This window comes from Pseudomonas sp. MDV22-iso1, from assembly GCF_058145095.1.
Genome location: NZ_JBYVMF010000001.1, coordinates 344,287 through 369,210 on the forward strand (window position 1 = coordinate 344,287; position 24,924 = coordinate 369,210).

At 59.2% G+C, this 24,924-nt stretch carries 23 protein-coding genes; 13 read left to right on the forward strand and 10 right to left on the reverse strand.

The genetic code is table 11. The annotated features are described in order from the left end of the window. The first annotated feature begins 183 nt into the window (after positions 1–183). The 8 genes from cobU (at position 184) to AC3ZVB_RS01625 (ending at position 5,569) form a co-directional block, all read left to right on the forward strand. Complete coding sequence (gene cobU / locus AC3ZVB_RS01590; protein WP_490145591.1) at positions 184–705, forward strand: bifunctional adenosylcobinamide kinase/adenosylcobinamide-phosphate guanylyltransferase; 522 nt, start codon at positions 184–186, stop codon at positions 703–705. Then, on the forward strand, positions 702–1,757 hold the full coding sequence (gene cobT, locus AC3ZVB_RS01595) for a nicotinate-nucleotide--dimethylbenzimidazole phosphoribosyltransferase (protein WP_490145592.1): 1,056 nt from the start codon (positions 702–704) through the stop codon (positions 1,755–1,757). Before cobU ends, cobT begins: the two co-directional genes overlap by 4 nt. Beyond that, complete coding sequence (gene cobC, locus AC3ZVB_RS01600) at positions 1,754–2,329, forward strand: alpha-ribazole phosphatase family protein (protein ID WP_490145593.1); 576 nt, start codon at positions 1,754–1,756, stop codon at positions 2,327–2,329. The genes cobT and cobC overlap by 4 nt, the downstream gene beginning before the upstream one ends. A 2-nt stretch (positions 2,330–2,331) precedes the next feature. Then, a complete protein-coding gene (locus AC3ZVB_RS01605) occupies positions 2,332–3,063 on the forward strand; it encodes an adenosylcobinamide-GDP ribazoletransferase (protein WP_490145594.1) in 732 nt (243 codons plus the stop codon). A 114-nt stretch (positions 3,064–3,177) separates the two neighbouring features. Beyond that, positions 3,178–3,582, forward strand: a complete 405-nt coding sequence (locus AC3ZVB_RS01610) for a MarR family winged helix-turn-helix transcriptional regulator (protein WP_162436087.1) — start codon at positions 3,178–3,180, stop codon at positions 3,580–3,582. A gap of 52 nt (positions 3,583–3,634) precedes the next feature. Continuing rightward, positions 3,635–4,843 carry an MFS transporter gene (locus tag AC3ZVB_RS01615; protein ID WP_194690606.1) on the forward strand — a complete coding sequence of 403 codons (1,209 nt, stop codon included), beginning with the start codon at positions 3,635–3,637 and terminating at the stop codon, positions 4,841–4,843. Then, entirely contained in the window at positions 4,840–4,962 is a 123-nt protein-coding gene (locus tag AC3ZVB_RS01620) for a hypothetical protein (RefSeq protein ID WP_268932883.1), read from the forward strand. The genes AC3ZVB_RS01615 and AC3ZVB_RS01620 overlap by 4 nt, the downstream gene beginning before the upstream one ends. Positions 4,963–5,017: 55 nt before the next feature. Continuing rightward, the gene (locus tag AC3ZVB_RS01625; protein ID WP_162436089.1) at positions 5,018–5,569 is read left to right on the forward strand and encodes a glutathione peroxidase; all 552 of its coding nucleotides are present in this window, start codon (positions 5,018–5,020) and stop codon (positions 5,567–5,569) included. Between the two features lie 89 nt (positions 5,570–5,658). On the opposite strand, the gene AC3ZVB_RS01630 is transcribed toward AC3ZVB_RS01625, so the two are convergent. From AC3ZVB_RS01630 to AC3ZVB_RS01640, 3 genes are all read right to left on the reverse strand, one after another. Then, complete coding sequence (locus AC3ZVB_RS01630) at positions 5,659–6,930, reverse strand: OmpP1/FadL family transporter (RefSeq protein ID WP_490145595.1); 1,272 nt, start codon at positions 6,928–6,930, stop codon at positions 5,659–5,661. Positions 6,931–7,076: 146 nt separating this feature from the next. Beyond that, positions 7,077–7,559: a hypothetical protein gene (locus AC3ZVB_RS01635; RefSeq protein ID WP_194690604.1), complete on the reverse strand. Its 483-nt coding sequence runs from the start codon at positions 7,557–7,559 to the stop codon at positions 7,077–7,079. Positions 7,560–7,834: 275 nt separating this feature from the next. Beyond that, complete coding sequence (locus AC3ZVB_RS01640; protein ID WP_162436092.1) at positions 7,835–8,059, reverse strand: hypothetical protein; 225 nt, start codon at positions 8,057–8,059, stop codon at positions 7,835–7,837. A gap of 984 nt (positions 8,060–9,043) precedes the next feature. Between AC3ZVB_RS01640 and AC3ZVB_RS01645 the strand changes: the two genes are divergently transcribed. Further along, on the forward strand, positions 9,044–9,367 hold the full coding sequence (locus AC3ZVB_RS01645) for an SEL1-like repeat protein (RefSeq protein WP_162436093.1): 324 nt from the start codon (positions 9,044–9,046) through the stop codon (positions 9,365–9,367). A gap of 175 nt (positions 9,368–9,542) precedes the next feature. Then, positions 9,543–10,907 (forward strand): DNA recombination protein RmuC, encoded by a 1,365-nt coding sequence (locus AC3ZVB_RS01650; RefSeq protein WP_178114271.1) that lies wholly within the window; start codon positions 9,543–9,545, stop codon positions 10,905–10,907. 218 nt (positions 10,908–11,125) lie between these two features. Here AC3ZVB_RS01650 and AC3ZVB_RS01655 read toward each other — a convergent pair whose 3' ends face one another. Beyond that, on the reverse strand, positions 11,126–14,596 hold the full coding sequence (locus AC3ZVB_RS01655) for a hybrid sensor histidine kinase/response regulator (protein ID WP_490145596.1): 3,471 nt from the start codon (positions 14,594–14,596) through the stop codon (positions 11,126–11,128). Between the two features lie 249 nt (positions 14,597–14,845). Then, positions 14,846–15,385, reverse strand: coding sequence for a TetR/AcrR family transcriptional regulator (locus tag AC3ZVB_RS01660; RefSeq protein ID WP_162436096.1), 540 nt, complete (start codon positions 15,383–15,385; stop codon positions 14,846–14,848). A gap of 91 nt (positions 15,386–15,476) precedes the next feature. Between AC3ZVB_RS01660 and AC3ZVB_RS01665 the strand changes: the two genes are divergently transcribed. The 3 genes from AC3ZVB_RS01665 (at position 15,477) to AC3ZVB_RS01675 (ending at position 19,862) form a co-directional block, all read left to right on the forward strand. Continuing rightward, positions 15,477–16,667, forward strand: coding sequence for an MFS transporter (locus AC3ZVB_RS01665; RefSeq protein WP_490145597.1), 1,191 nt, complete (start codon positions 15,477–15,479; stop codon positions 16,665–16,667). Between the two features lie 75 nt (positions 16,668–16,742). Beyond that, positions 16,743–17,891: a TDT family transporter gene (locus AC3ZVB_RS01670; RefSeq protein ID WP_490145598.1), complete on the forward strand. Its 1,149-nt coding sequence runs from the start codon at positions 16,743–16,745 to the stop codon at positions 17,889–17,891. Positions 17,892–17,987: 96 nt separating this feature from the next. Continuing rightward, a complete protein-coding gene (locus tag AC3ZVB_RS01675) occupies positions 17,988–19,862 on the forward strand; it encodes an MFS transporter (protein WP_162436099.1) in 1,875 nt (624 codons plus the stop codon). Positions 19,863–19,907: 45 nt separating this feature from the next. On the opposite strand, the gene AC3ZVB_RS01680 is transcribed toward AC3ZVB_RS01675, so the two are convergent. The 5 genes from AC3ZVB_RS01680 to AC3ZVB_RS01700 form a co-directional block, all read right to left on the reverse strand. Next, positions 19,908–20,834: a GGDEF domain-containing protein gene (locus AC3ZVB_RS01680; RefSeq protein WP_490145599.1), complete on the reverse strand. Its 927-nt coding sequence runs from the start codon at positions 20,832–20,834 to the stop codon at positions 19,908–19,910. Positions 20,835–21,209: 375 nt separating this feature from the next. Beyond that, the gene (locus tag AC3ZVB_RS01685; protein WP_162436101.1) at positions 21,210–21,950 is read right to left on the reverse strand and encodes a YciK family oxidoreductase; all 741 of its coding nucleotides are present in this window, start codon (positions 21,948–21,950) and stop codon (positions 21,210–21,212) included. A gap of 132 nt (positions 21,951–22,082) precedes the next feature. Then, positions 22,083–22,754 carry an N-acetylmuramic acid 6-phosphate phosphatase MupP gene (gene mupP / locus AC3ZVB_RS01690; protein ID WP_162436102.1) on the reverse strand — a complete coding sequence of 224 codons (672 nt, stop codon included), beginning with the start codon at positions 22,752–22,754 and terminating at the stop codon, positions 22,083–22,085. 4 nt (positions 22,755–22,758) lie between these two features. Continuing rightward, positions 22,759–23,457 (reverse strand): bifunctional 2-polyprenyl-6-hydroxyphenol methylase/3-demethylubiquinol 3-O-methyltransferase UbiG, encoded by a 699-nt coding sequence (gene ubiG, locus AC3ZVB_RS01695; protein WP_162436103.1) that lies wholly within the window; start codon positions 23,455–23,457, stop codon positions 22,759–22,761. A 57-nt stretch (positions 23,458–23,514) separates the two neighbouring features. Next, positions 23,515–24,849, reverse strand: a complete 1,335-nt coding sequence (locus AC3ZVB_RS01700) for a TRZ/ATZ family hydrolase (protein ID WP_162436104.1) — start codon at positions 24,847–24,849, stop codon at positions 23,515–23,517. Positions 24,850–24,924: the final 75 nt, after the last annotated feature.

The following is a 24,924-nucleotide window of genomic DNA, read 5'->3' on the forward strand; positions in this document are numbered from 1 at the left end:
ACCCGGTTGTTGCGCGAGCTCTGTGGTTTCTAAGTTCACCAGGCCGGCCTCATCGCGAGCAGGCTCACTCCCACAGGAGATCTGCAGTGGACATAAAATTTGTGTTCACCATCAATCAACTGTGGGAGTGAGCCTGCTCGCGATGTGGCCAGGTGCCTCATCGACGATTTCAAGGAATAAACCATGCTCCAACTGATCCTCGGCGGTGCCCGCTCCGGCAAAAGCCGTCTGGCCGAAAAGCTCGCCTCTGACAGCGAACTGGCGGTGACCTACATCGCCACCAGCCAGCCTCTTGACGGTGAAATGAGCCAACGGGTGCTCCATCATCGCGCCCGTCGTCCAGCCGAATGGGCGCTGATCGAAGAACCCCTTGAGCTCGCTCGCGTGCTGCGTGAAACCGCTGGTGCTGACCGCTGCCTGCTGGTCGATTGCCTGACCCTGTGGCTAACCAATCTGCTGATGCTCGACGATGCCGAGCGGCTGACGGTCGAGCGTGAAGCGCTGCTGGATTGCCTGGCGTCGCTGCCGGGTGAAATCATTTTTGTCAGCAACGAGACCGGAATGGGCGTCGTGCCGCTCGGCGAATTGACGCGTCGCTATGTCGATGAAGCCGGTTGGCTGCATCAAGCCTTGGCCGAACGCTGTCAGCGCGTCGTACTGACTGTCGCTGGTCTGCCCCTGACTCTGAAAGGAACCGCGTTATGACTCAATCCTGGTGGCTGAACCCTTGCAAGTCCATCGACGCCCAGAGCGTCGAACAGGCTGAGGCCCGGCAACAGCAGCTGACCAAGCCCGCGGGTTCCCTCGGTCGTCTCGAGTCGGTGGCGGTGCAGCTGGCGGGGATGCAGGGGCAGGTCAAACCCACCCTCGATCACCTGTGGATCGCCCTATTTGCCGGTGACCACGGTGTGGTTGCCGAAGGTGTGTCTGCTTTTCCCCAGGAAGTGACCGGGCAGATGCTGCACAACTTCGTCAACGGCGGCGCGGCGATCAGTGTGCTGGCGCGGCAGTTGGGCGCTTCGCTGGAAGTGGTGGACCTGGGCACCATCAATCCGGCGCTGAATTTGACCGGCGTGCGCCATTTGAACATTGGTCCCGGTACGGCGAATTTTGTTGAAGCAGCGGCCATGACTCAAACCCAGGGTGAACTTGCCCTGCAGGCGGGGCGCGACAGTGCGCAGCGAGCACTGGCGGCGGGTGCGCAATTGTTCATTGGTGGCGAAATGGGCATCGGCAACACCACTTCAGCCAGTGCGGTGGCCTGCGCGCTGCTCGATTGCCCGGTGGTGCACCTCACCGGGCCGGGCACCGGGCTGAACACAGCGGGCGTCAGCCATAAAGCTCAGGTCATCGAGCGCGCCTTGGCGTTGCACAATGCTCAGCGTGGCGATGCGTTGCAGACGCTGTACAACCTCGGCGGTTTCGAAATCGCCGCACTGGTCGGCGCCTATCTGGCGTGTGCGCAGGAAGGCGTTGCAGTGCTGGTGGACGGTTTCATTTGCAGTGTCGCTGCGTTGGTGGCGGTGCGGTTGAACCCGCAATCTCGTCCATGGCTGTTGTTCGGTCATTGTGGCGCCGAGCCGGGGCATCGGCATGTGCTGGAAGCGCTGGGTGCTGAACCGCTACTGGATCTCGGTTTGCGCCTGGGCGAGGGCAGTGGTGCAGCGTTGGCGGTGCCGTTGCTGCGTCTGGCCTGCGACCTCCATGGCCAGATGGCGACTTTCGCCGAAGCCGCCGTTGCGGACCGTCCGGCATGACCTTGCGGCTCGATCTGTTGCGTCACGGGGAAACCGAACTCGGCGGCGGCTTGCGCGGCAGTCTCGACGATGCGTTGACTGACACGGGCTGGGCGCAGATGCGCGGGGCCGTCATCGAGCAAGGTCCGTGGGACCGTCTGATCAGTTCGCCGTTGCAGCGTTGCGCGCGGTTTGCCAACGAACTCGGTGCGCAATTGGGTTTGCCGGTGCAGCTGGAAAAAGATCTGCAGGAGCTGCATTTCGGTGCCTGGGAAGGGCAAAGTGCCTTGGCGCTGATGGAGACCGACGCCGAAGCGTTGGGCCAGTTCTGGGCTGACCCTTATTCGTTCACGCCGCCTCAGGGCGAGCCCGTCGCGGACTTTTCGGTGCGGGTATTGGCGGCAGTCCAGCGTCTGCACGCGACTTATGCAGGGGAGCGGGTGTTGTTGATCAGTCACGGAGGCGTCATGCGTTTGTTGCTGGCTCAGGCCCGGGGACTACCGCGCGAGCAATTGCTCAATGTTGAAGTCGGGCACGGCGCGTTGTTTTCGCTGGCGGTCGAGGCAGACGGTTTGTTGCGGGAAGCGAGCTGAAGATGCTGCCCTTCTGGATTGCCTTGCAGTTCCTGAGCAGCTTGCCGATTCGTCTGCCGGGCATGCCGGCGCCGCAGGAACTCGGGCGGTCGCTGCTTTTCTATCCGCTGGTGGGCCTGCTGTTTGGTGTGATTTTGTGGGCGATGAACGGGCTTTTGCTCGGTACGCCACTGTTGCTTCACGCCGCATTGTTGCTGACGATTTGGGTGTCGCTCAGCGGCGCTTTACACCTCGATGGCCTTGCTGACAGCGCCGACGCATGGCTCGGAGGATTCGGTGATCGAGAGCGCACCCTGACGATCATGAAGGACCCGCGAAGCGGGCCGATTGCCGTGGTGACAATGGTGCTGGTGTTGCTGCTCAAGTTCGCTGCGTTGCTGGCATTAATCGAACAGCATCAAGGCATTGTCCTGATCATCGTTCCGCTGATAGGTCGCGCCGCATTGCTCGGGCTGTTCCTGACCACGCCTTATGTGCGTGCAGGCGGATTGGGGCAGGCGCTGGCCGATCATTTGCCCCGGTTGGCCGGTAAGCGTGTGCTGGCGCTCAGTACGTTGGCCTGCGTACTGATTGCGGGTTTGAGTGGCGTTGTTGCGGTGGTGCTGGCTGCGCTGGTGTTTGTCTGGCTGCGACAGGTGATGTTGCGGCGATTGGGTGGGGCGACGGGGGATACGGCGGGAGCGATGCTGGAGCTGCTTGAGGTTGCAGTGTTGGTCGGCATGGTGTTGATCTGAGACTGACGTGCTGGCCGTTTTGTAGGCACTGTCGGGTGAAACGAGGCTGGGGCCTTTCTATCCCAACCTCATGTGTAACTTGATTTAACTGACTCGCGGGTATATACACGCATCATGCTCGACTCCCAATGTTTATGTATCAACCTGCGTCGCGCCGCTCGTGGCGTCAGCAGGCATTACGACGGCGCTCTCGATGGCTTCGGGATCAACGTCGCCCAGTATTCTCTTCTGTGCAATCTGCAGCGCCTCGATCAGCCGAGTATTTCCACTTTGGCTGAAGCCATGGGCCTTGATCGCAGCACGTTGGGGCGCAACCTTCGGGTGCTCGAGGGGGAAGGCCTGGTGATGCTGGTTGAGGGCGAGGACATGCGCAATCGCATCGTCAGGCTCACCGATGCCGGGGCTGAGCGCCTCGCAGCGGCCCTTCCGGCCTGGGAAGCGGCACAGCAGCGACTGGTTGATCGTCTGGGCGCCGAGAAGCGTGAAGTCTTGCTGAAATTGCTGGATGAACTGGCTTGAGGCCAGTTTGTTCAGTCTTAAGCGGGTATATACCCGCGACCGGAGAACAAGAATGACATCGATGTGGCGTACGTGTGGTTGGGTTCTGTTGGGGAGTGCGCTGATCCTGGCGTTATCGCTGGGCGTGCGGCACGGCTTCGGGCTGTTTCTCGCGCCGATGAGTGCCGAGTTCGGCTGGGGGCGTGAAACGTTCGCCTTCGCCATTGCCTTGCAGAATTTGATCTGGGGGCTCGCGCAGCCTTTCACTGGCGCCCTGGCTGATCGGTTTGGTGCGGCGAAGGTGGTGCTCATCGGCGGCATTTTGTACGCGGTGGGTCTGGTGTGCATGGGGCTGTCCGACTCGGCAGTGACCTTGTCCCTGAGTGCCGGGTTACTGATTGGTATCGGTCTCTCGGGCACGTCTTTCTCGGTGATTCTCGGCGTGGTCGGGCGCGCGGTGCCACCAGAGAAGCGCAGTATGGGCATGGGCATCGCCAGTGCTGCCGGCTCCTTCGGTCAGTTCGCCATGTTGCCGGGTACCCTGGGATTGATCGGCTGGCTTGGCTGGTCCGCGGCATTGTTGGTGCTGGGGCTGCTGGTGGCGCTGATCGTGCCGCTGGTGAGCATGCTCAAGGACAAACCGCTGCCGACGTTGGGTCATGAGCAAAGCCTCACTGAAGCGCTCCGCGAGGCCTGTTCCCATTCCGGTTTCTGGCTATTGGCGTTTGGCTTTTTTGTCTGTGGTTTCCAAGTCGTATTCATCGGCGTGCACCTGCCGGCCTATCTGGTGGACCAGCACCTGCCTGCCACCGTCGGCACTACGGTGTTGGCGCTCATCGGGCTGTTCAATATTTTCGGTACCTACACTGCCGGATGGCTGGGTGGACGGATGTCCAAACCCCGTTTGCTGACCGGTTTGTACCTGTTGCGGGCCGTGGTGATCGGGCTGTTCCTGTGGGCGCCGGTGACCACGACGTCCGCGTACCTGTTTGGCATGGCGATGGGGTTCCTGTGGCTGTCGACCGTTCCGTTGACCAACGGCACCGTGGCCACCTTGTTTGGTGTGCGAAACCTGTCCATGCTCGGAGGGATTGTTTTCCTCTTTCACCAGTTGGGCTCCTTCCTCGGAGGCTGGTTGGGCGGGGTGGTGTATGACCGGACCGGGAGCTATGACTTGATCTGGCAGGTAGCGATTCTCTTGAGCCTGTTGGCTGCAGCGCTGAATTGGCCCGTACGTGAGCAGCCGGTGGCGCGCCTGCAAACCCAGCTGAGTGCGCTATGAACAGGCTCTGGCCACGCATACTTCTGGTGGGCGCTGGCGCGTTGCTGCTGGCACTGGTGTGGTGGGGTTGGCATCAGGGTGGGCTGGCGCTGATGCAGTTGGGCATGGGCGCTTGCTAGCAGGGCGTCAGGACGAGTAACTTCGTCCTGACGATCTTCTCAAGGATGCACGGTTATGCAGATGCGCTGGCTTGCAGTTCCCGCGTTACTGGTTGCGTTTTGTGGTGTGGCCCAAGCGGCGGAATGTCCGGAACTGTTGCAAGGTTCGTTGCCGAAACTGCGTGCCAAGGAATCAATCGACCTGTGCCAGCGGTTCGCCGGCAAGCCATTGGTGGTGGTCAATACCGCGAGCTTCTGTGGGTTCGCCCCGCAATTCAAAAGCCTTGAGGCGTTGAATCAGCGTTACAAGGCTCAAGGCCTGGAGGTAATCGGCGTTCCTTCCAATGACTTCAAGCAAGAGTCCAAGGACGGTGCCGAGACCGCCAAGGTCTGCTACGTGAATTACGGCGTGACGTTCACCATGACCGAACCGCAGAACGTCCGTGGCGCCGATGCGACTCATCTGTTCAAGGTGCTCGCCGAACAGACCAGCGCCCCGAAGTGGAATTTCTACAAGTATGTGGTCGATCGCCAGGGCAAGGTGATCGCCAATTTCTCCAGCCTGACCAAGCCCGATGATCCGGAATTTATTGCCGCCGTGGAGAAAGCCCTGGCTTCGCAACCCTGATTGCTGCCCACTAAAAAGCCCCGCCTCTGAACCAGAGAGCGGGGCTTTTTTGATTCAGGTAGCGAGCCGTTCAGGTTCGCCGTGAATCATTAGAAGCGGTAGGTTGCACCCACACCGAAACCGTTCGCCCAGTTTTCGTACTTGGCGTTGTAAGTCTGGCCACGGTCGTTGCTGTTGTTGACCTTGACCGCCTCTTCACGCAGGTACGAGTACGCCACGTCGATGGTCAGGTCGTCGGTCGGGCTCCAGCCAGCGCCCAGGCTGAAAATCTTGCGATCGCCAGTCGGGATGCGTGGGGAGCGGTCTTCGTTGTTGGTCGGTGCCTGGTCGAAGGACAGGCCGGTACGCAGTACCCATTGCTTGTTCAACTGGTAGGACGCGCCGATGGCGTGAGCCCAGGTGTCGTGCCAGTTCTGTTCTTCGGTGATGGTCCCGAATTGTCCATTGAGGACCGCTGGAACGCCGCTGTTTTCAACGGTGATCTCTTTCAGGCGGCTCCAGCGAGTCCAGGTGCTGCCTGCGTAGAGGGTCCACTGGTCATCCAGCTTGTGCGTGACCGAGAAGTCCACCGACTCAGGCGTCGTCAGGTCCAGGGAGGCATCGTACTTCTGGCTAGGGTTCTGACCGATCAGGCCCAGGACGTTGTAGTTGACCTTGGTGTTGCCTTCGAGCTTGTACTTCACTTTCGAGTGGTAAGTCAGGCCGAGGCGGGTGCTGTCGGTGGCTTGAACCAGCACGCCGATGTTGTAGCCCAGCGCGGTGTCGTCACCCTTGATCTTGACTTCGCCATCTGGCGCGGCCTGGGTGATCGACAGATTCGATTCCAGCTTGCCGTCGATGCGGTTGATGGTCGGACCGAAACCGATGGACACCTTGTCGTTAAAGGCGTAGCTGACAGTCGGTTGCAGGGTCACGACTTTAACGTCGCTCTTGCTGCCGAAGTAACGGCCAGCGAAGCCTTGCTCATAGTCGGTCACCAGGCCGAATGGAGCATAGACGCCCACACCGACTGCCCAATGGTCGTCGATTGGCTTGACGTAGTAGCCCATAGGTACGGCGATGAAGGGCACCATGTCGCCTTTGTTGCTGCCGCCGTTCGGGCTGGAGCTGGCGTTGCTGATATCGGTGTGTGCGTCGAGCATTGCAGCGCCGCCGGTGACTTGTTCGCGCTTGATGCGCGACATGCCGGCAGGGTTGCCAAAAATGGTGCTTGCGTCATCGGCAGAGGAAGATCGCCCGGCAAAACCTGTACCCATCCCGCTGATACTTTGTTCGTTGATGGCAAAGCCAGCTGCAAAGATCTGGGTGGATGCCAAGGTAACGGCGAGGCTAAGGGTGGTTTTGAGCATTACTTTTTTCATTATTAGAACTCCTGGTGATCACCGGGGCGAAAATTACCAACATTTTCGTCCCAGCGCTATAGGCTGTATCGCTTGAGTTAGAGCGGTTTTGTAGGACAATCCGACCAGATTCGCGACCTGTTGTGCGATCTTTTGAAATGGGCGGATCAGCAGGCGACCTGATTCAAAGTTGAAACACAAGTTTGCCAGGCGCAGGTGAAGTCTCTCAGGCGTCCTTGGGGCTGGAAGGTTTGGCGCCAGATTCGGGCCATTCCCAGCAGGTCGTCTGCTTCGGGGAGCGAGGTGTTTTGTTCTTCGACCAGTAGCCAGGCGATGGCAGTGGCGTAACGCAGGTTGACGGTCAGTTCCAGGTGCGGGCTGCTCAGGAAAGCGTGTTGACTCGCCAGGCCTCTTACCAGGCTGGCGCGTTCCGGATCCAGGGCCAGGTAATGGTCCCAGAGCGCCTGATGACGGGGTTCGGCGATTCGGTAGAGGCCATGGCCGCGGCGGTCATGAAGAGCGGATCCAAGGGCAGACTGGCTGGCGGCTATGCCCAGCAACAGGGATTCGGCAGTTGCGCTATGACGTCCGAGGTAGAGCAGGGTCGGACGGATCACATAACGGCACAGTTCGCTGGCAGCGATACCCATAAAGCCCTCGAAACATGAAGTGGGCGGCGATGCCTGAAGGGGCCTTGGCAGCAGTGAGTCGACTCAGGCTCGCCGGAAGCGGATCACGCCGCTTGAGTTGAAGTGTAGTGTCATATTCGCGCTGTAAAGGACTGTTTTTAAAATATTTCCGGCGACGAGTTATAACCGTTATATCGGTTAGTACTTAGGCCCAGGCGGCAGAAAGGGAAATATCAGGCAATAAAAAGCCCCGCTATTGAAGCAGGGCTTTTGAGGTTTTCAGCCTTTCTGGCGTATCAGGCAACCAGTGCCTGACGAGTACGATCGATCACGGCCTGCAGCGGTTCTGCGCTGGAGTATTGATCGGGGTACAGGCGTTCGCTGTGACGAGCGATGCCGTGTTCGTTCACCAGAGTGAAGCTGAAGCAGCCTTTGCGAGCGGCCATGATCAGGCAGTTCATTGGTGCAAAAGCGTTGGTTAAGGTGCGAATTGCATCTTGGGTGTGGATTTGAGTAGTCATTATTGGGTGTTCCTACAAGCGACACGGATAAGAGCCGTGCAAAATTAAAACGTTCCAGTGACGACGACCACCGTTGGTCGAACGAAGAACCCGACTGGAACAAAGCAGCCAGTTTGAAGCGCTGATAATTGGCGCGCTTGGGCTGGCAGGTAGGTACTTAGGAGGGCAGGCAACACATCAAGGGCAAAGGTTCTGGGCCCGGGGTGAAGATCCTGATCAATTTGCAGGCTGGTTCGGTCAGAGTAAGTGAGCTTGGCAACACCCTTTGCTTTTGATTCAAAGGCTGTGTTGAAACAAGGTTTACCTGGAAACCATCGAGGTGGTCGATCCCGCTTGTTCGGTGGAGGCTTCCTTTGGGAAGGCTGACCGGGGGGATTTGTTCGACCAGAATTGACTTTCAGCTTGGTACTAACGCCGCGGATACTAACGGATTGAATTTGAGAATGGAAGTGTGTTAGCAAAAAAGATTGCCATTGGCGCATTGAAAAGGGCCAGGCGGACGCTGATTTGCGTGATTGCGCAGGCCCATAGCCCATCATCCGACGGCTGGTGCGTCGTTTTGCAGCCAGCTTGAATCAGCATGACGCACGGTAAACCGAGGGTTATCCCCAGCATCATCCATCAAAATGCGTCAAAAAAGCGCACCGATATAACCGCCTTGCAGGTACTTGTGCACATTAGTTGCGAACGTTGTCACCCCGCTGTCATCTTGCCTTCAAACGCAGTGGGTGCCTGTAACCAAAATTTAAGTCAATGAAAAACATCGCTTTTTTTTACTGGTGAAAAAATCGTCAGTTTGACTGCGAGCCCCATTCCACAGGGGTTTGCGAGAGTTCAAGGGCGGTTGTCCACTGACTTATCCACAGCTTCTGTGGATTGTCCCGAGCGCTTGCTCTAGGACGGGCGTGCCGGGTTTTTTTAGGCTTTACCTGTAAGAAAAAAAGAGTAGAGTGGCGCGCCTTCCGATCTGCCCTACAGTGTTTTATGAAGTTTCGTTCAGTATCAGTTTCCGTAACCACTCCACCCACAGCTGTTACCCCACCCAAACGCTTTTCAATGCGTGTGGCCGAGTGGTTACTGGACAGCCCGCGCCTTAGTGAAAACACCAACGTCAAACATTTTGCCGGACGCCTGCTCAAGCAACCGGCGCGTGAAGGTATCGTGGCGGCGCAAAGCCGCCTCGGCCAGTTGATGTGCCGGGAATGTGGCAACGCCCGGGACCGCCGTATCGGCCAGGACCTGTTGCGCCAGGCGGCACGGGCAGGTGATCGACGCGCCCAGCGCGAGCTGGGCCTAGTCGAAGACTGAGCTGTCCAAGACCTGACGCCTTGGTTAACCTTCAGGCTTTATCGAATTAGCAGGAGTGGCTATGGCTATGGACTTGACCAGCATATTGCTTGGTCTGGCAGGAGCGGCATTGCCATTATTGGTACTGGCCTGGCAACTGCAGCGTCGCGCGAGCACCCTTCAGTCAGAGGTAGCACTGCTGCAAGAGCGCTTGTCCACAGCCCAGCTGGCGCAGGACGGGTTGAACGCCCAGCTCGACGCCTGTCGCGATGAAATCGGTGATTTGAGTCAGGTCAACACCCTGCGGCAATCGGATCTGGCGGCTTTGCGTCGTGAAGTCGAACTGCTGCAGATCGAACGCGATGACGCACGCGACGCATCGCACGCGTGGAATATCGAACGTGCCGGCAAAGAGGCTGATTTGCGTCGCCTCGACGCGCAGACCGCTTCGCTCAACGCCGAGCTGCGGGAGCAGCGGGAAAGCCACCAGCAGCGTCTCAATGACTTGCAAGGCTCGCGAGACGAGCTACGTGCGCAGTTTGCCGAATTGGCGGGCAAGATTTTCGATGAGCGTGAGCAGCGTTTTGCCGAATCCAGCCAGCAACGCCTCGGTCAATTGCTTGATCCTCTGAAAGAACGCATTCAGTCCTTTGAAAAACGCGTCGAGGAAAGCTACCAGGCAGAAGCGAGAGAGCGTTTCTCCCTGGCCAAAGAGCTCGAGCGCCTGCAGCAGTTGAATCTGCGGTTGAGCGACGAGGCCACGAACCTTACACGCGCTCTGAAGGGTCAGAAGACACAAGGCAACTGGGGCGAGCTGATTCTTGAGCGCGTGCTGGAGCACGCAGGACTGGAAAAGGGCCGTGAGTACCAGACTCAGGTCAATCTGAAAGGCCCGGACGGCGAGCGCTTCCAGCCCGACGTGATCATTTATCTGCCGGGTGACAAGCAGGTGGTGGTCGACTCCAAGGTCAGTCTTACGGCCTATCAGCAATACGTGGCGGCCGAAGACGATGCCATCGGCCAGATCGCCATCAAGCAACACGTGCTGTCCCTGCGCAATCATGTGAAAGGCTTGGCGGGCAAGGATTACAAACGGCTGGACGGCTTGCACAGCCTGGATTTCGTCCTGCTTTTTGTGCCGATAGAAGCGGCGTTTTCCGCGGCACTGCAGTCCGAGCCAACGCTGTTTCAGGAAGCGTTCGACCGCAATATCGTGATCGTCAGCCCGACCACCTTGCTCGCCACGCTCCGCGTCATCGACAGTCTGTGGAAGCAGGAGCGCCAGAGCCAGAACGCCCGGGAAATTGCCGAGCGGGCGGGTTGGCTTTACGACAAATTCGTGTTGTTCATTCAGGATCTGGATGAAGTCGGCAATCGCCTGCAGCAGTTGGACAAAGCCTACAGCTCGGCGCGTAACAAGCTGACAGAGGGCCGTGGCAACCTGGTGAGTCGCAGTGAACAGCTCAAGTTGCTGGGCGCGCGGGCGAGTAAAAGTCTGCCGGCTGATTTGCTGGAACGGGCGATGACGGATGTGGATGGGTTGGCGGAGTTGCCAGAATAGTAACGGGCTAACGACTGTTTTGTGGCGAGGGAGCTTGCTCCCGCTCGACTGCGCAGCAGTCGTGCCAATGGTTAGCGAGGTGTCTGACAAAAAAGCAGGGGGGCGCTTCGCAACCCAGCGGGAGTAAACTCTCTTGCCACAGGATCTCGTTCGCCAAAGGGCTTCACCCGGCTCAGGTCAGCCCTCGTCACAGGTTTTGAGTGAGTCCGACGGTTTGGTTACAACGGCAGATGTCGACTCAATAACGCCCGTAGCGCCGCCGGTTTCACCGGTTTTGCCAGGTAATCCAGACCTGCCGCATGCACCTGGGCCACCGTTTCGGGCCGCCCATCAGCGCTGATCACTACGCCCGGCACCGGCTCGCCCAGACGGGTTCGCAGCCACGCCATTAGGTCCGTCCCGGTTTCACCATCATCCAGGTGATAATCCACCAACGCCAACTGCGGTCGTACGCCTTCATCGAGCAACGCGGCGCATTCTTCACGATTGCGCGCCGTCCACACTTGGCAACCCCACCGGGTCAGCAAACTGTTCATGCCGATCAAGATGCTGTCTTCATTGTCGATACACAGCACTTGGGCCCCGCTGAGCAATTTACCGTTGAGTTCGGCGACCTTGACGGGCATTGCCGTTTGCGTGCGGGCCAACGGCACGCGGACGCTGAACACACTGCCGCGTCCCGGCCACGATCGTACTTGTAAGGTATGTCCCAGAACGCGGCATAAGCCGTCAGCGATCGCCAGCCCGAGCCCAAGGCCTTTCTCGGCACGCGTCTGGTGACTGTCGAGGCGTTTGAACTCTTCGAAAATCACCTTTTGCTTGTCTTCCGGGATGCCCGGCCCGCGGTCCCACACTTCCAGGCTCAGCTCGCCTTTGTGTCGCCGAACACCTAGCAACACCGGCCCTTTGGCGTAGCGAAAGGCGTTGGTGAGGAAGTTTTGCAGAATTCGCCTCAGCAATTTGCTGTCGCTTTCGACACGCAGCGAACTGCCTCTGACACGGAATTTCAAACCTTGATCCCGAGCCAGCGCTTTGAATTCCGCACTCAGAATGTCGAAGAGCTCGTTAAGCACAAACGGTTTTGAATCGGGATTTATCTTGCCGTTTTCCAGACGGGAAATGTCCAGAAGGTCGCTGATCAGGTCTTCGGCCGAACGTAGCGAGGTGTCGAGGTGTTGCACCAGTTTCTGGGCCTCTGCGGACAAGCCGTCGTCCTGATGGGAAAGGGCGGCTGAAAACAGTCGAGCAGCGTTCAGGGGTTGCATCAAGTCATGGCTGACGGCGGCCAGAAACCGGGTTTTCGACTGGTTAGCGGACTCGGCGGTGCCTTTGGCTTCGGTCAGCGCTACGTTCAATTGCGACAGTTCATGAGTACGTTCGGTGACGCGACGCTCCAGGCCTTCATTGGCCTCGGTCAGTGCCTGCTCGGCCTCGCGAAACGCGGTGATGTCGGTGAAGCTCATAACGAAGCCGCCACCCGGCATCGGGTTGCCGATCAGCTCGATCACCCGCCCATTCGGAAACAGTCTTTCAGACGTGTGGGCGCGGCCCTGGCGCATCCAGTGCAGGCGCCGGGCGACGTGCACTTCGGCTTCCCCTGGGCCGCACAGGCCACGCTCGGCGTTGTGGCGAATAATGTCAGCGATGGGGCGACCGACGCTGATCAAGCCGTCCGGATAGTTGAACAGTTCAAGGTAGCGACGATTCCACGCCACCAGTTTGAGCGACTGGTCGACCACGCTGATGCCTTGGGTAATGTTCTCGATCGCGCCTTGCAGCAATGCGCGGTTGAATTGCAGGACTTCAGAGGCTTCGTCGGCGATTCGCACGACATCCTCGAGCTGCATTTCCCGACCTTCAATGGCCGCCTTCACCACGGCGCGCGTCGATGAAGCGCCCAGTACACCAGCCAGCAAGCGTTCGGTGTGGGCGATCCACTCGCCGTCGGCATTCTGGTTCGGATTGAAGCCTTTGCCTTGGCGATAGGCGAAGCGGATGAAGCTCTGACGAGCGCGTTCCTCACCGACAAAGCGTGCCGCGAGTTGCAGCAAGTCGTCTATCTGCACGGCCAGCATCGAGCGTGCGCTTGGGCGTGCGCTGATTTCCTGTCCGATAAAACGACCGGCCTGCCAGTGTTCCGATACCCGCGTGCGCGATAGCACCGAGACCCAGGCGAACAGCGTGAAGTTGGCCGCCAGCGATAACACCACGCCTTGGGTCAGCGGAGTCAGTGGCAGGTTCAGTGGGTTGCTGTGCAGCCACGCCAATCCCGGGAAGGTGTTGAGCGACCAGCCCAGGCTGTGGGCGGCAATAGGCAGGATCAGGGTGTAGAACCAGAGAAATGTCCCGGCGGCGAGGCCGGCGAACACACCTCGGCGGTTGGCCTGTTTCCAGTACAGCGCGCCGAGCATGGCCGGGGCCAGTTGGGTCACGGCAGCGAAGGCGATCTGGCCAATGGTCGCCAGGCTCGCGGTAGAGCCCAGCAAGCGATAGCTGACATACGCCAGGAGCAGAATCACCACGATGCTGACGCGGCGCACCGACAGCATCCACTGACGGAATACTTCGAACGGACGCTCGGCATTGTTGCGGCGCAATAGCCATGGCAACAGCATGTCGTTGGACACCATGGTCGACAGCGCAACGCTGGCGACGATCACCATGCCGGTCGCGGCCGAGGCGCCACCAATAAACGCCAGGAGCGCCAGCGCAGGGTGGGACTGCGCCAGCGGCAGGCTGATAACGAACGAGTCTGGCAGCACCGAGCTGGGCAGCAACATCTGACCTGCCAGGGCGATGGGTACGACAAACAGAGCCGCGAGTGCCAGGTAGGCGGGAAACACCCATTTCGCCAGGCGCAAGTCCTGAGGCTCGATGTTCTCGACCACGGTCACATGGAATTGCCGGGGCAGGCAGATAATCGCCATCATTGCCACACCGGTTTGAACCACCATGGACGGCCAGTTGATCGTTTCCTTCCAGTATTGCTCCAGCCGCGGGGCAAGCATGGCCTGATTGAACAAGTCGTCAAATCCATCGTAGAGGCCGTAGGTCACGAATGCACCGACGGCAAGAAAAGCGAAGAGCTTGACCAGCGACTCGAACGCAATCGCCAGCACCATGCCCCGGTGGTGCTCCGTGGCATCGAGGTTGCGGGTACCGAACACGATGGTAAACAGCGCAAGCACCAGCGACACGATCAGCGCCGTGTCCTGCGCGCGCACGCCCATCGCGTCAGCACCAGCGCCGATCAACAAATTCACGCCGAGCACGATGCCTTTGAGTTGCAAAGCGATGTAGGGCAAAACGCCGACGAGGCAAATCAGCGCAACGACCACGGCCAGCGACTGGGATTTGCCGTAGCGTGCCGCGATAAAGTCGGCGATGGAGGTGATGTTCTCCTGTTTGCTGATCATCACCATTTTCTGCAGAACCCAAGGGGCGCAGACCAGCAGCAGGATCGGCCCGAGGTAGATCGGCAGGAACGACCAGAGTTGTTCGGCAGCCTGGCCCACGGCCCCGAAAAAAGTCCAGCTGGTGCAGTAAACCGCCAGCGACAGGCTGTACACCCAGGCACGCACGCGCGGTGGCAACGGCGCGGCGCGGCGGTCACCGTAGAAGGCGATAGCGAACATGATGGCCATATAGGCCAGGGCGACGGCGGCGATCAGCCCGCTGGACAGCGACATGAGAACTCCAGGCAAAAGACACCCGGGACTCCAGCCCGGTCAGACAGTCTCGCACGATGTCGGGGGTTCGTCAGTGTCGACCAAGGTCGTGGCGTGGCGGGGTGTCGCAGGGTAGACAGGCCGGTAGATTTTCTGCTGTTTTTGCAGGCCTCATCGCGAGCGAGCTCGGCTCCCACAAGGAATGAGTTAACGCCGAAGATACCTGTGGGAGCCGAGCCTGGTCCGGGCGGCTTTGCGACGATGACGTCGTCACTGATCCAGCGCGATCTCGAGCAACGTGTGCAACTCCTCAACCTCCAGCGCCTTCTCGGAAAACAGAATGCGAAACACCGTCGGCGCCGCCACCAGGTTGATCAGCCGGTCGACGCTCGGCTTCGGCACATCGGGGTAGCGATCCAGAATCGTCTGCAACTGCGCGCCAATGATCGTCACGCAGTAACCGGGTGTCAGGCTGGATTGAACATCGCGCAGCATGTTGCGACCGGGTTCGGAACTCATCTCGTCCAGGTATTGCTCGGCCCAGGCCCGCACATCACCGCGCAAGCTGCCGGTGTTGGCGGGCTCGCCATCCGGCTGCATGCGCGCCAGGGCAACGTCGGCCAGCAACACGGACAAATCGCCCCAACGCCGATAAATGGTTGACGGGGTAACCCCTGCACGGGCAGCGATCTGCGGCACGGTCACGGTTGAGCGCTCCTGTTCTTCCAGGAGTTCGCGGACCGCCGAGTGAATCGACTCTTGCACCCGGGCGCTGCGGCCGCCGGGGCGTAAACCTTCTTTAATAGCCATGCATCGGACCTTAACACAAAGAATTTGCTTTAAGGGCTGGTCAGTAGCACACTCCGCAAAAGCAAAATATTAGCTTTTGCGGAGACAGTCCATGCCCAGCTCAGCCTCACAAAAGACCAGCCTGTGGTTTCTGGCGTTTACCTTACTCAGTTTTCTGGCGGCATCCACCGCGCCGACGCCCCTCTATCACTTGTACCAGGAACATCTGCAGTTTTCGGCTGCGACGCTGACAGTTATTTTCGGTGTCTACGCCATCAGTTTGCTGGTGGCGCTGCTGACCGTCGGTTCGCTGTCGGACTTCCTCGGACGAAAACCGGTCATTTTCGCCGCGGTTTTGCTGAACATGCTAGCGATGTTGCTGTTTATCAATGCCGACAGTGTCGCGTGGCTGATCGCCGCCAGGGTGCTGCAGGGATTTGCCACCGGGATGGCAACCGCGGTGCTGAGTGCGGCGCTGCTGGACACTGATCGTCAGCAAGGCCCCTTGGTCAATAGCGTTGCGCCACTGCTGGGGATGGCAATGGGTGCGATGGGGTGCGGCTTGCTGGCCGAATTCGCGCCACTGCCGTTGCAGCTCACCTATTGGGTGCTGCTGGCGCTGTTCGCAATGCAGGCCCTGTACGTGTGGCGGCTGCCGGAAAGCGTCAGTCGGCAACCGGGTGCATTTGCTTCGCTGCGCCCGACCTTGCACGTTCCGACTCAGGCCCGGCGTGCGCTATGGCGAGTGTTGCCCATCGACATCGCCGTGTGGGCGCTGGGTGGTTTTTACGCCTCGCTGGCACCGTCGCTGGTGCGCACCGCCACCGGATCGACTTCGAACCTGATCGGTGGGGCGACGGTCGCCGCATTGACGGTCACGGGCGCCCTGATGATCTACACCTTGCGTAACCGTCCTGCCGACAAGGTTCTGCAGTTGGGCGCCAGCCTGTTGCCGGTGGGTGTCGCGTTGATTCTGATCGCCGTACACAGTGCGAGCCTGTCGCTGTTTTTCGTGGGGACGCTGGTGGCGGGCTGTGGCTTCGGCGCGGGTTTTCTGGGTGCATTGCGCAGTGTCGTGCCGCTGGCACTGCCCCATGAACGAGCGGGGTTGATGTCGGCGTTTTATGTGCTCAGTTATCTGGCGTTCTGCTTGCCATCGTTGTTGGCGGGCAACCTGACGCGAACCTTTGGTCTGGTGGCAACCACTGATGGGTATGGCGCTGTGCTGATTATTCTGTCGGTGGGCGCACTGCTCACGTTAATGCGCCAGCGCTCGTATATCTGCAAAACAGATAACAGTTAGAGATATTACCCGTTATATAGATATTCGATTCGGTTCTACCATGGCTTCCACCTCACCAGAGGACAGGAGACCGCCATGACATGCACCCAGGCCAAAACCGGCATCAAACCTTTCAGCCACCTTCAACACCCGCGCGAAGTGATTCGCCAATTCACCCCGAACTGGTTCGCCGCCACCATGGGTACCGGCGTTCTGGCGTTGGCGTTGGCGCAGGTCCCTGTGGCCATCCCCGGCTTGCACGCCCTCGCCGAAGCGCTGTGGCTGTTCAATATTTTTCTGTTCGTGCTGTTTACCGCCCTCTACGCGGCGCGCTGGACATTGTTCTTCGATGAGGCACGGCGGATCTTCGGGCATTCAACGGTATCGATGTTCTTCGGCACCATTCCCATGGGGCTGGCAACGATCATTAACGGTTTTCTGGTGTTCGGCCTGCCGCGATGGGGCGATGGCGTGATTCAAATCGCCGAGGTGTTGTGGTGGCTGGATGTGGCGATGTCCCTGGCGTGCGGCGTGTTGATCCCTTACATGATGTTCACGCGCCAGGAACACAGCATTGACCAGATGACGGCGGTCTGGCTGTTGCCGGTGGTCGCTGCGGAAGTTGCGGCGGCCAGCGGGGGCTTGCTCGCACCGCATCTGGTCGACGCCCATTCGCAGTTGGTGATGCTGGTGACCAGCTACGTCCTTTGGGCGTTTTCCCTGCCGGTAGCCTTCAGCATTCTGACGATCCTGTTGCTGCGCATGGCGCTGCATAAATTGCCCCACGAAAACATGGCCGCTTCGAGCTGGCTCGCGCTGGGTCCCATTGGCACGGGAGCGCTCGGGATGTTGCTGCTGGGCGCCGATGCACCGGCGATTTTCGCAGCCAACGGTTTGCCGGGTATCGGTGAAGTCGCTGCCGGGCTGGGGCTGGTAGCGGGCATTACGCTTTGGGGATTCGGTCTGTGGTGGATGCTGATAGCCATGCTGATCACCGTCCGTTACCTGCGGGCCGGTATTCCTTTCAATCTGGGCTGGTGGGGCTTTACCTTTCCGCTGGGCGTGTATTCGCTGGCGACGATGAAACTGGCCAGCACTTTGAATCTGGCGTTCTTCGAGGTTTTCGGATGCGTGCTGGTGGGCTTGCTGACGCTCATGTGGCTGATCGTCAGCAAACGTACGGTGCGGGGAGCCTGGCGAGGGGAGTTGTTTGTCTCGCCTTGTATCGCAGGATTGAAGAAATAACCGGCGAAGATTAGGTAATGTGTGGCCTGGATCGAGCTTCGGCATTCCAATGTCTGTATCCACGCCACTCTTTACTGCAAAAGGGACACACGGAAGATGAGCCACCCCTCACAGTTCACCTTGCTTCGCACCCGACGTTTCCTGCCTTTTTTTGTGACCCAGTCGCTTGGGGCGTTCAACGACAACATCTTCAAGCAGTCACTGATCCTCGCCATTCTCTACAAATTGACCATCGACGGTGATCGTTCGATTTGGGTCAATCTCTGTGCATTACTGTTCATCCTCCCGTTCTTCCTGTTTTCGGCGTTGGCGGGTCAGTTCGGCGAGAAGTTCGCCAAGGACGCATTGATCCGTCTGATCAAGCTTGGGGAAATTGCCATCATGGCGGTCGGTGCAGTCGGGTTCATGTTCGATCATCTGTCGCTGATGCTGGTGGCGCTGTTCGCCATGGGCACTCATTCGGCGCTGTTCGGGCCGGTGAAGTATTCGATACTGCCCCAGGCCTTGCGTGAGGAAGAACTGGTCGGCGGCAATGGACTGGTCGAGATGGGAACATTCCTGGCGATCCTCGCCGGAACCATCGGCGCCGGCATCATGATGTCGTCCTCTCATTACGCTCCCATCGTGTCTACGGCGATTATTGGCATCGCCGTACTCGGCTATCTCGCCAGCCGCAGCATTCCTCGCGCGGCAGCCTCAACGCCGAACATGCGCCTGAACTGGAACATTTTCAGTGAGTCCTGGGCCACCTTGAAGCTTGGCCTCGGGCAGACGCCAGCGGTGTCGCGCTCCATTGTCGGTAACTCGTGGTTCTGGTTCGTCGGGGCGATTTATCTGACGCAGATCCCGGCGTATGCCAAGGAATGGATGCACGGCGACGAAACCGTGGTGACCCTGATTCTGACGGTGTTCTCGGTGGGTATCGCGCTCGGTTCGATGCTCTGCGAGAAGCTCTCTGGCCGTAAGGTGGAGATCGGCCTGGTGCCGTTCGGCTCGTTCGGCCTGACGGTTTTCGGTCTGCTGTTATGGTGGCATTCCGGTGGAATCCCGGACAGCGTCGCGGGCCACGGCTGGATCGAAGTGCTGGGGTTCGGGCACACCTGGCTGGTGCTGTTCGACATTCTCGGTCTGGGTGTATTCGGCGGTTTCTACATCGTGCCGCTTTACGCGCTGATCCAGTCCCGTACTGCCGAGAACGAAAGGGCGCGCGTGATAGCCGCCAACAACATTCTCAACGCGCTGTTCATGGTGGTCTCGGCGATTGTCTCCATCGTGCTGCTGAGCATGGTCAAGCTGTCGATCCCCCAGCTGTTCCTCGTGGTGTCGTTGCTGAACATCGGCGTGAATGCCTACATTTTCAGCATTGTTCCCGAGTTCACCATGCGTTTCATGATCTGGCTGCTGAGCCACTCCATGTACCGGGTCGAGCACCGAAATCTGCAGCTGATTCCCGACGAAGGCGCCGCGTTGCTGGTCTGCAACCATGTGTCGTTCGTCGATGCGTTGCTCATTGGCGGTGCGGTGCGTCGGCCGATTCGCTTTGTGATGTATTACAAGATCTACAACCTGCCGGTGCTGAACTTTATCTTCCGCACGGCGGGCACGATCCCGATCGCGGGGCGTCAGGAAGACATTCAGATCTACGAAAAGGCTTTCAAGCGGATCGCTCAATACCTCAAAGATGGTGAGTTGGTGTGTATCTTTCCAGAGGGCAAGCTGACTACGGATGGCGAGATCAACGAGTTCAGGGGCGGGTTGACGCGGATTCTCGAAGAGACACCGGTGCCGGTGATTCCGTTGGCGTTGCAGGGGTTGTGGGGGAGTTTTTTCAGCCGCGATCCGGACAAAGGTGTGTTTCGTCGGCTGTGGTCGCGGGTGACGCTGGTCGCTGGGCCGGCAGTGCCGGTTGAAGCTGCGGAACCAGCCAAATTGCAAGGCCTGGTGGGAGCATTACGCGGCGCTGTGCGCTGATTCATTCTTTCGCGGGCCGCCCTGCACGCGTGCCCGCTGGGGGATTCAGCCCGCCATCGCCAACCGGTTGCGTCCCTCGCGCTTGGCCACGTACAGCGCACTGTCGGCGCGGCGCAACAGGCTTTCGGCCGACTCGCCAGGCAACAAGGTTGAACAACCAAGGCTGACCGTCAGTTCGACCGACTTGCCGTCGGCCGAATACTCTTTGGCCTGCGTCGCAAATCGCAGTCGTTCGCCCACCAGGGCTGCGGCTTCACGCCCGGTGTTGGACAGCAGGATCAAAAACTCTTCACCGCCGAAACGGAACACCATGTCTACGTTGCGCAGTTGGCTTTTGATCGCGGCGGCGACGGCTTTGAGGACCTCATCACCGGCACTGTGACCATGGTCGTCATTGATGCGTTTGAAGTGATCGATGTCCAGCATCAACAGCGATAAAGGCTGCAGGTGACGGCGCGACATGTCGATTTCCCGTTGCAACGTCTGGTCCATGGCGATGCGGTTACCGGTATCTGTCAGCGGATCGCGTAACGCGCTTTGGGTGGCGGCCCGATAAAGCAAAGTGTTGCGCATCGGGAACAGCAGTGCAGACAACAACGACTCGAGATGGCCCTGTTCCTGATCGCTGAAACGCTGGTTGCGGCGAAAAACCAATTCTCCCAGATGCTCACCTTCATGGCTGAGGCTGTAACTGATCGAATGGTGACCGCGCTGGCCGAATTCCAGGCGCAGATCTGTGGCCTTGTGTTCGTAGCTCAAGGCGTCGAGCGGTACCAATCGTTGAATTTCGCGGAAAAAGAGACCGAGTATGCGTTGCGGCTCAAGGCTGGTCTGAAGTTGCAGGCAGAGCTGTTGACGCAACTTCGCAAGGCTGACCGGTCTTTCCAGAATAGGGGGCTGCTGTCCAAAGCCCAGGCGTTGCAATTTCGCGCTGTCGAAGTCAATCGCGTTGGTCTGGGATGGTGATTTCATATGGCATGCGCCCCTAAGCAGCAAGACAGTCTTACAAGCTGGGTGAGAGCGGCGTTGGGCAGCGCATCATACTGGTCCATCAGTCCCGTAGGACGTTTGAATCAAGTCTAGTCCGCTTTTGGCGACGATTATTAACCTATCGACTTACGCATCGCCCGATGTGCCTTCACTCGGCGTGTCTGAGCAAAATTAGAGCGAAAGTCGTGCCATTCAGTTCAGTCGATTTAAAAGCTTTTGAAATCAATAGGCTGAGCATTTGACAGGGCGGATTTGGCGAATTAGGTGACGGTTGTTTGACGAAGAACTCGTGCATTTGCGACGGCTGTTACGCACCGCGACGGGAAGCCGCCGCGATACGTAGGGCGACGCACGGTGTTACTGGGCGTTGAATGCCTGACCGTTGACGCCAGTGCTGTCCGGCCCCATCAGGTAGAGGTAGACCGGCATGATCTCCTCGGGTGTCGGGTTGTTCAGCGGATTTTCACCAGGGTAAGCCTGGGCGCGCATGCTGGTGCGGGTTGCGCCGGGGTTGATGCTGTTGGAACGCATCGGGGCGACGGTATCGACCTCGTCAGCGAGGGTCTGCATCAGGCCTTCGGTGGCGAACTTGGAGACGCCATAAGCCCCCCAATACGCCCGGCCTTTACGTCCTACACTGCTGGACGTGAACACCACCGATGCATCCGCAGACAGCTTGAGCAGTGGCAAGAGGGTGCTGGTGAGCATGAACATGGCGTTGACGTTGACGTGCATGACACGCATGAAATTTTCGCCGGACAACTGTTCGATCGGCGTGCGCGGACCAATGATCGATGCGTTGTGCAGCAAGCCATCGAGGTGACCGAATTCGGTTTCGATCATCGCTGCCAGCTCATCGTATTGATGGGGCAGGGCGGTTTCGAGGTTGAACGGGATCACGGCCGGTTGTGCATGGCCGGCGGCTTCGATTTCGTCGTAGACCTGAGTCAGGTTGGCTTCTGTCTTGCCCAGCAGCAACACGGTGGCGCCGTGAGCGGCGTAGGTTTTTGCAGCTGCAGCGCCAATGCCACGGCCAGCGCCGGTGACCAGAATGACCCGGCCTTTGAGCAGGTCGGGACGGGCGGAATAATCAAACATAAAAAACCTCAACAAATCAGAATGCGGGCAGTTGCGATCGGAGCGCGATCCCTGTGGGAGCCTGGCTTGCCAGCGATGACGTTTATAAGTTCGCTATCGCCGGCAAGCCGTGCTCCTGTAAAAAAGGTCGGTTTAGCAGCTACAAAGAGCGCTATCCAGCACCTTGCGCAACTCCAGCGGATGATCAACCACCACATCCGCACCCCAGTGCCGCGGGTTGTCGTCTGGATGGATGTAGCCATAGGTCACTGCAGCCGTTTTGGTGCCGGCATCGCGCCCGGACTCGATATCGCGCAGGTCATCACCCACAAACAACACGCTGGCCGGATCCAGGTCGAGCATCTTGCAGGCGAGGATCAGCGGTTCCGGGTCCGGCTTGCTGTTCTTCACGTGGTCAGGGCAGATCAACAACGCCGAACGCTCGGCTAAACCCAGCTGCTGCATGATCGGCTCGGCGAACCGCAGGGGCTTGTTGGTGACCACTCCCCAGATCAAGTTGGCTTTTTCGATATCGGCCAGCAGTTCACCCATGCCGTCGAACAATTTGCTGTGAACGGCACACCCTTTGACGTAGCGATCCAGGAACTCCAGACGCAGCTCCTCGAAGCCAGGCGATTCCGGGTCCATGGAAAAGGTCACTGCGACCATCGCCTTGGCACCACCGGATATCTCGTCGCGAATGTGCTTGTCGTTCATCGGCGGCATGCCGCGGTCGGCACGCATCGCCTGACAAATGGCGATAAAGTCCGGCGCGGTGTCGAGCAGCGTGCCGTCCATGTCAAAAAGGACTGCTCTGATACGCATCGGCTTACTCCTCGCGCAGGGTCTGGATCATGTAGTTGACGTCCACATCGGAGGCCAGCTTGTAGTGCTTGGTCAGCGGGTTGTAAGTCAGCCCGATGATGTCCTTGACGGTCAGGCCGGCCATGCGGCTCCAGGCACCGAGCTCCGAAGGGCGGATGAATTTCTTGAAATCATGGGTGCCGCGCGGCAGCAGCTTCATGATGTATTCAGCGCCAACAATGGCGAACAGATAGGCTTTCGGGTTGCGGTTGATCGTGGAGAAGAACACCTGGCCGCCCGGCTTGACCATCTTGTAGCAAGCGCGGATCACGGAGGACGGATCCGGCACGTGTTCGAGCATTTCCAGGCAAGTGACCACGTCGAACTGCTCGGGCATTTCTTCCGCCAAGGCTTCGGCGGTGATCTGCCGGTACTCGACCGTCACACCCGATTCCAGTTGGTGCAGCTGCGCCACCGCCAGCGGCGCTTCGCCCATGTCGATGCCCATGACGGTCGCGCCGCGTTGGGCCATGGCCTCGCTCAGAATGCCGCCGCCGCAACCGACGTCGAGGACTTTCTTGCCGGCCAGTTGGACCCGTTCGTCAATCCAGTTGACCCGCAGCGGGTTGATGTCGTGCAGCGGTTTGAACTCGCTCTCGCGGTCCCACCAGCGATGGGCCAGGGCTTCGAATTTGGCGATTTCGGCGTAGTCGACGTTGCTCATGGTTCAGTCCTCTAAAACTTGAAAAATCCTGTTGCCCCGGCAGGTGCCCCGGGGTGCTTACGATTCGGTATGGCCGCTGATCCGCTGGCCCCAGGCCTTGGCGGTAGCGCACAACTGTTCTTCATCCAGACGGGTCAAGCGACGGTCGTCGAGCAGTTGCTTGCCGGCCACCCATAGGTGTTTTACGCAATCGCGGCCGGTGGCATATATAAGCTGTGAAACCGGGTCATAGACGGGTTGCTGGGCCAGGCCGGACAGGTCGAAGGCGACAATGTCCGCGGCCTTGCCGACTTCCAGCGATCCTACGTCGGCCTCGATCCCCATTGACCGGGCGCCGTTCAGCGTGGCCATGCGCAATGCGCGGTGCGCGTCGAGTGCGGTGGCAGAGCCTGCGACGGCTTTGGCCAGCAACGCGGCGGTGCGGGTTTCGCCCAGCAAATCCAGATCATTGTTACTGGCGGCGCCATCGGTGCCGATGGCGACGTTGACGCCGGCCTGCCACAGACGCTCGACCGGGCAAAAGCCGCTGGCCAGTTTCAGGTTCGACTCCGGGCAGTGAATAACGTTGGTGTTGCTTTCTACCAGCAATGCCAGGTCGTCTTCGCTGATCTGAGTCATGTGCACCGCCTGGAAGCGCGGTCCCAGCAAGCCCAGGCGGCCGAGACGAGCGAGCGGACGTTCACCGGTCTGGTCGACCGCCTGTTGCACTTCGAATGCAGTCTCGTGGACGTGCATGTGAATCGAAGCGTCCAGTTCTTCAGCGATCACCCGGATCTTCTCCAGGTTTTCGTCGCACACGGTGTAGGGCGCATGCGGGCCGAAGGTGATCCTGATGCGTTCGTGGTGCTTGAGGTCGCCGAACAATTCCACTCCCTGACGAATGGCTTCATCCGCCGTGCTGGCACCTGGAATGGGAAAGTCGAGGATCGGAATCGCGATTTGTGCGCGAATGCCACTGTTGTGCACGCGCTCGCTGGCAACCTTCGGGAAGAAGTACATGTCAGAGAAACAGGTAATACCGCCTTTGATCTGCTCGGCGATCGCCAGGTCGGTACCATCACGCACGAACGCTTCGTCGACCCACTTGGCTTCAGCCGGCCAGATGTGGTTTTCCAGCCAGGTCATCAGTGGCAGGTCGTCAGCCAGGCCGCGGAACAGTGTCATTGCGGCATGGCCGTGCGCATTGATCAGGCCGGGGCAGACCAGCATGTCCGGGAGTTCGCGCACTTCGGTCGCATCAAGCTTGAGTGCGGTGGCGCGTGGGCCGATAAAAACGATGCGCCCGTCGCGGATGCCAAGGGCATGCTCCTTGAGGACAACGCCTGCGGGTTCGACAGGTACCAACCAGGTCGGCAGCAGCAACAGGTCGAGCGCAGCGGCAGTGTTCGGCATCGAAGATCGGTTCCAGTGCTTTTGTAAAGGATGGCGAAGTATACCCGAGCGTCTTCGCCGGGGGCTCGCTATAAT

Excerpts from the sequence above, each read along its gene's own strand:
- AC3ZVB_RS01655 (WP_490145596.1), bottom strand. The coding sequence starts at position 14,596 with ATGTCGCTGTCCAGCGGGCTGATCGCCGCCGTCGCCCTGGCCTATATG.
- AC3ZVB_RS01640 (WP_162436092.1), bottom strand. The coding sequence starts at position 8,059 with ATGACTACTCAAATCCACACCCAAGATGCAATTCGCACCTTAACCAAC.
- AC3ZVB_RS01675 (WP_162436099.1), top strand. The coding sequence starts at position 17,988 with ATGAGCCACCCCTCACAGTTCACCTTGCTTCGCACCCGACGTTTCCTG.
- AC3ZVB_RS01670 (WP_490145598.1), top strand. The coding sequence starts at position 16,743 with ATGACATGCACCCAGGCCAAAACCGGCATCAAACCTTTCAGCCACCTT.
- cobC (WP_490145593.1), top strand. The coding sequence starts at position 1,754 with ATGACCTTGCGGCTCGATCTGTTGCGTCACGGGGAAACCGAACTCGGC.
- ubiG (WP_162436103.1), bottom strand. The coding sequence starts at position 23,457 with ATGAGCAACGTCGACTACGCCGAAATCGCCAAATTCGAAGCCCTGGCC.
- mupP (WP_162436102.1), bottom strand. The coding sequence starts at position 22,754 with ATGCGTATCAGAGCAGTCCTTTTTGACATGGACGGCACGCTGCTCGAC.
- AC3ZVB_RS01660 (WP_162436096.1), bottom strand. The coding sequence starts at position 15,385 with ATGGCTATTAAAGAAGGTTTACGCCCCGGCGGCCGCAGCGCCCGGGTG.
- cobT (WP_490145592.1), top strand. The coding sequence starts at position 702 with ATGACTCAATCCTGGTGGCTGAACCCTTGCAAGTCCATCGACGCCCAG.
- AC3ZVB_RS01630 (WP_490145595.1), bottom strand. The coding sequence starts at position 6,930 with ATGAAAAAAGTAATGCTCAAAACCACCCTTAGCCTCGCCGTTACCTTG.
- AC3ZVB_RS01605 (WP_490145594.1), top strand. The coding sequence starts at position 2,332 with ATGCTGCCCTTCTGGATTGCCTTGCAGTTCCTGAGCAGCTTGCCGATT.
- AC3ZVB_RS01685 (WP_162436101.1), bottom strand. The coding sequence starts at position 21,950 with ATGTTTGATTATTCCGCCCGTCCCGACCTGCTCAAAGGCCGGGTCATT.
- AC3ZVB_RS01620 (WP_268932883.1), top strand. The coding sequence starts at position 4,840 with ATGAACAGGCTCTGGCCACGCATACTTCTGGTGGGCGCTGGCGCGTTG.
- AC3ZVB_RS01700 (WP_162436104.1), bottom strand. The coding sequence starts at position 24,849 with ATGCCGAACACTGCCGCTGCGCTCGACCTGTTGCTGCTGCCGACCTGG.
- AC3ZVB_RS01665 (WP_490145597.1), top strand. The coding sequence starts at position 15,477 with ATGCCCAGCTCAGCCTCACAAAAGACCAGCCTGTGGTTTCTGGCGTTT.
- AC3ZVB_RS01645 (WP_162436093.1), top strand. The coding sequence starts at position 9,044 with ATGAAGTTTCGTTCAGTATCAGTTTCCGTAACCACTCCACCCACAGCT.
- AC3ZVB_RS01610 (WP_162436087.1), top strand. The coding sequence starts at position 3,178 with ATGCTCGACTCCCAATGTTTATGTATCAACCTGCGTCGCGCCGCTCGT.
- cobU (WP_490145591.1), top strand. The coding sequence starts at position 184 with ATGCTCCAACTGATCCTCGGCGGTGCCCGCTCCGGCAAAAGCCGTCTG.
- AC3ZVB_RS01680 (WP_490145599.1), bottom strand. The coding sequence starts at position 20,834 with ATGAAATCACCATCCCAGACCAACGCGATTGACTTCGACAGCGCGAAA.
- AC3ZVB_RS01635 (WP_194690604.1), bottom strand. The coding sequence starts at position 7,559 with ATGGGTATCGCTGCCAGCGAACTGTGCCGTTATGTGATCCGTCCGACC.
- AC3ZVB_RS01615 (WP_194690606.1), top strand. The coding sequence starts at position 3,635 with ATGACATCGATGTGGCGTACGTGTGGTTGGGTTCTGTTGGGGAGTGCG.
- AC3ZVB_RS01625 (WP_162436089.1), top strand. The coding sequence starts at position 5,018 with ATGCAGATGCGCTGGCTTGCAGTTCCCGCGTTACTGGTTGCGTTTTGT.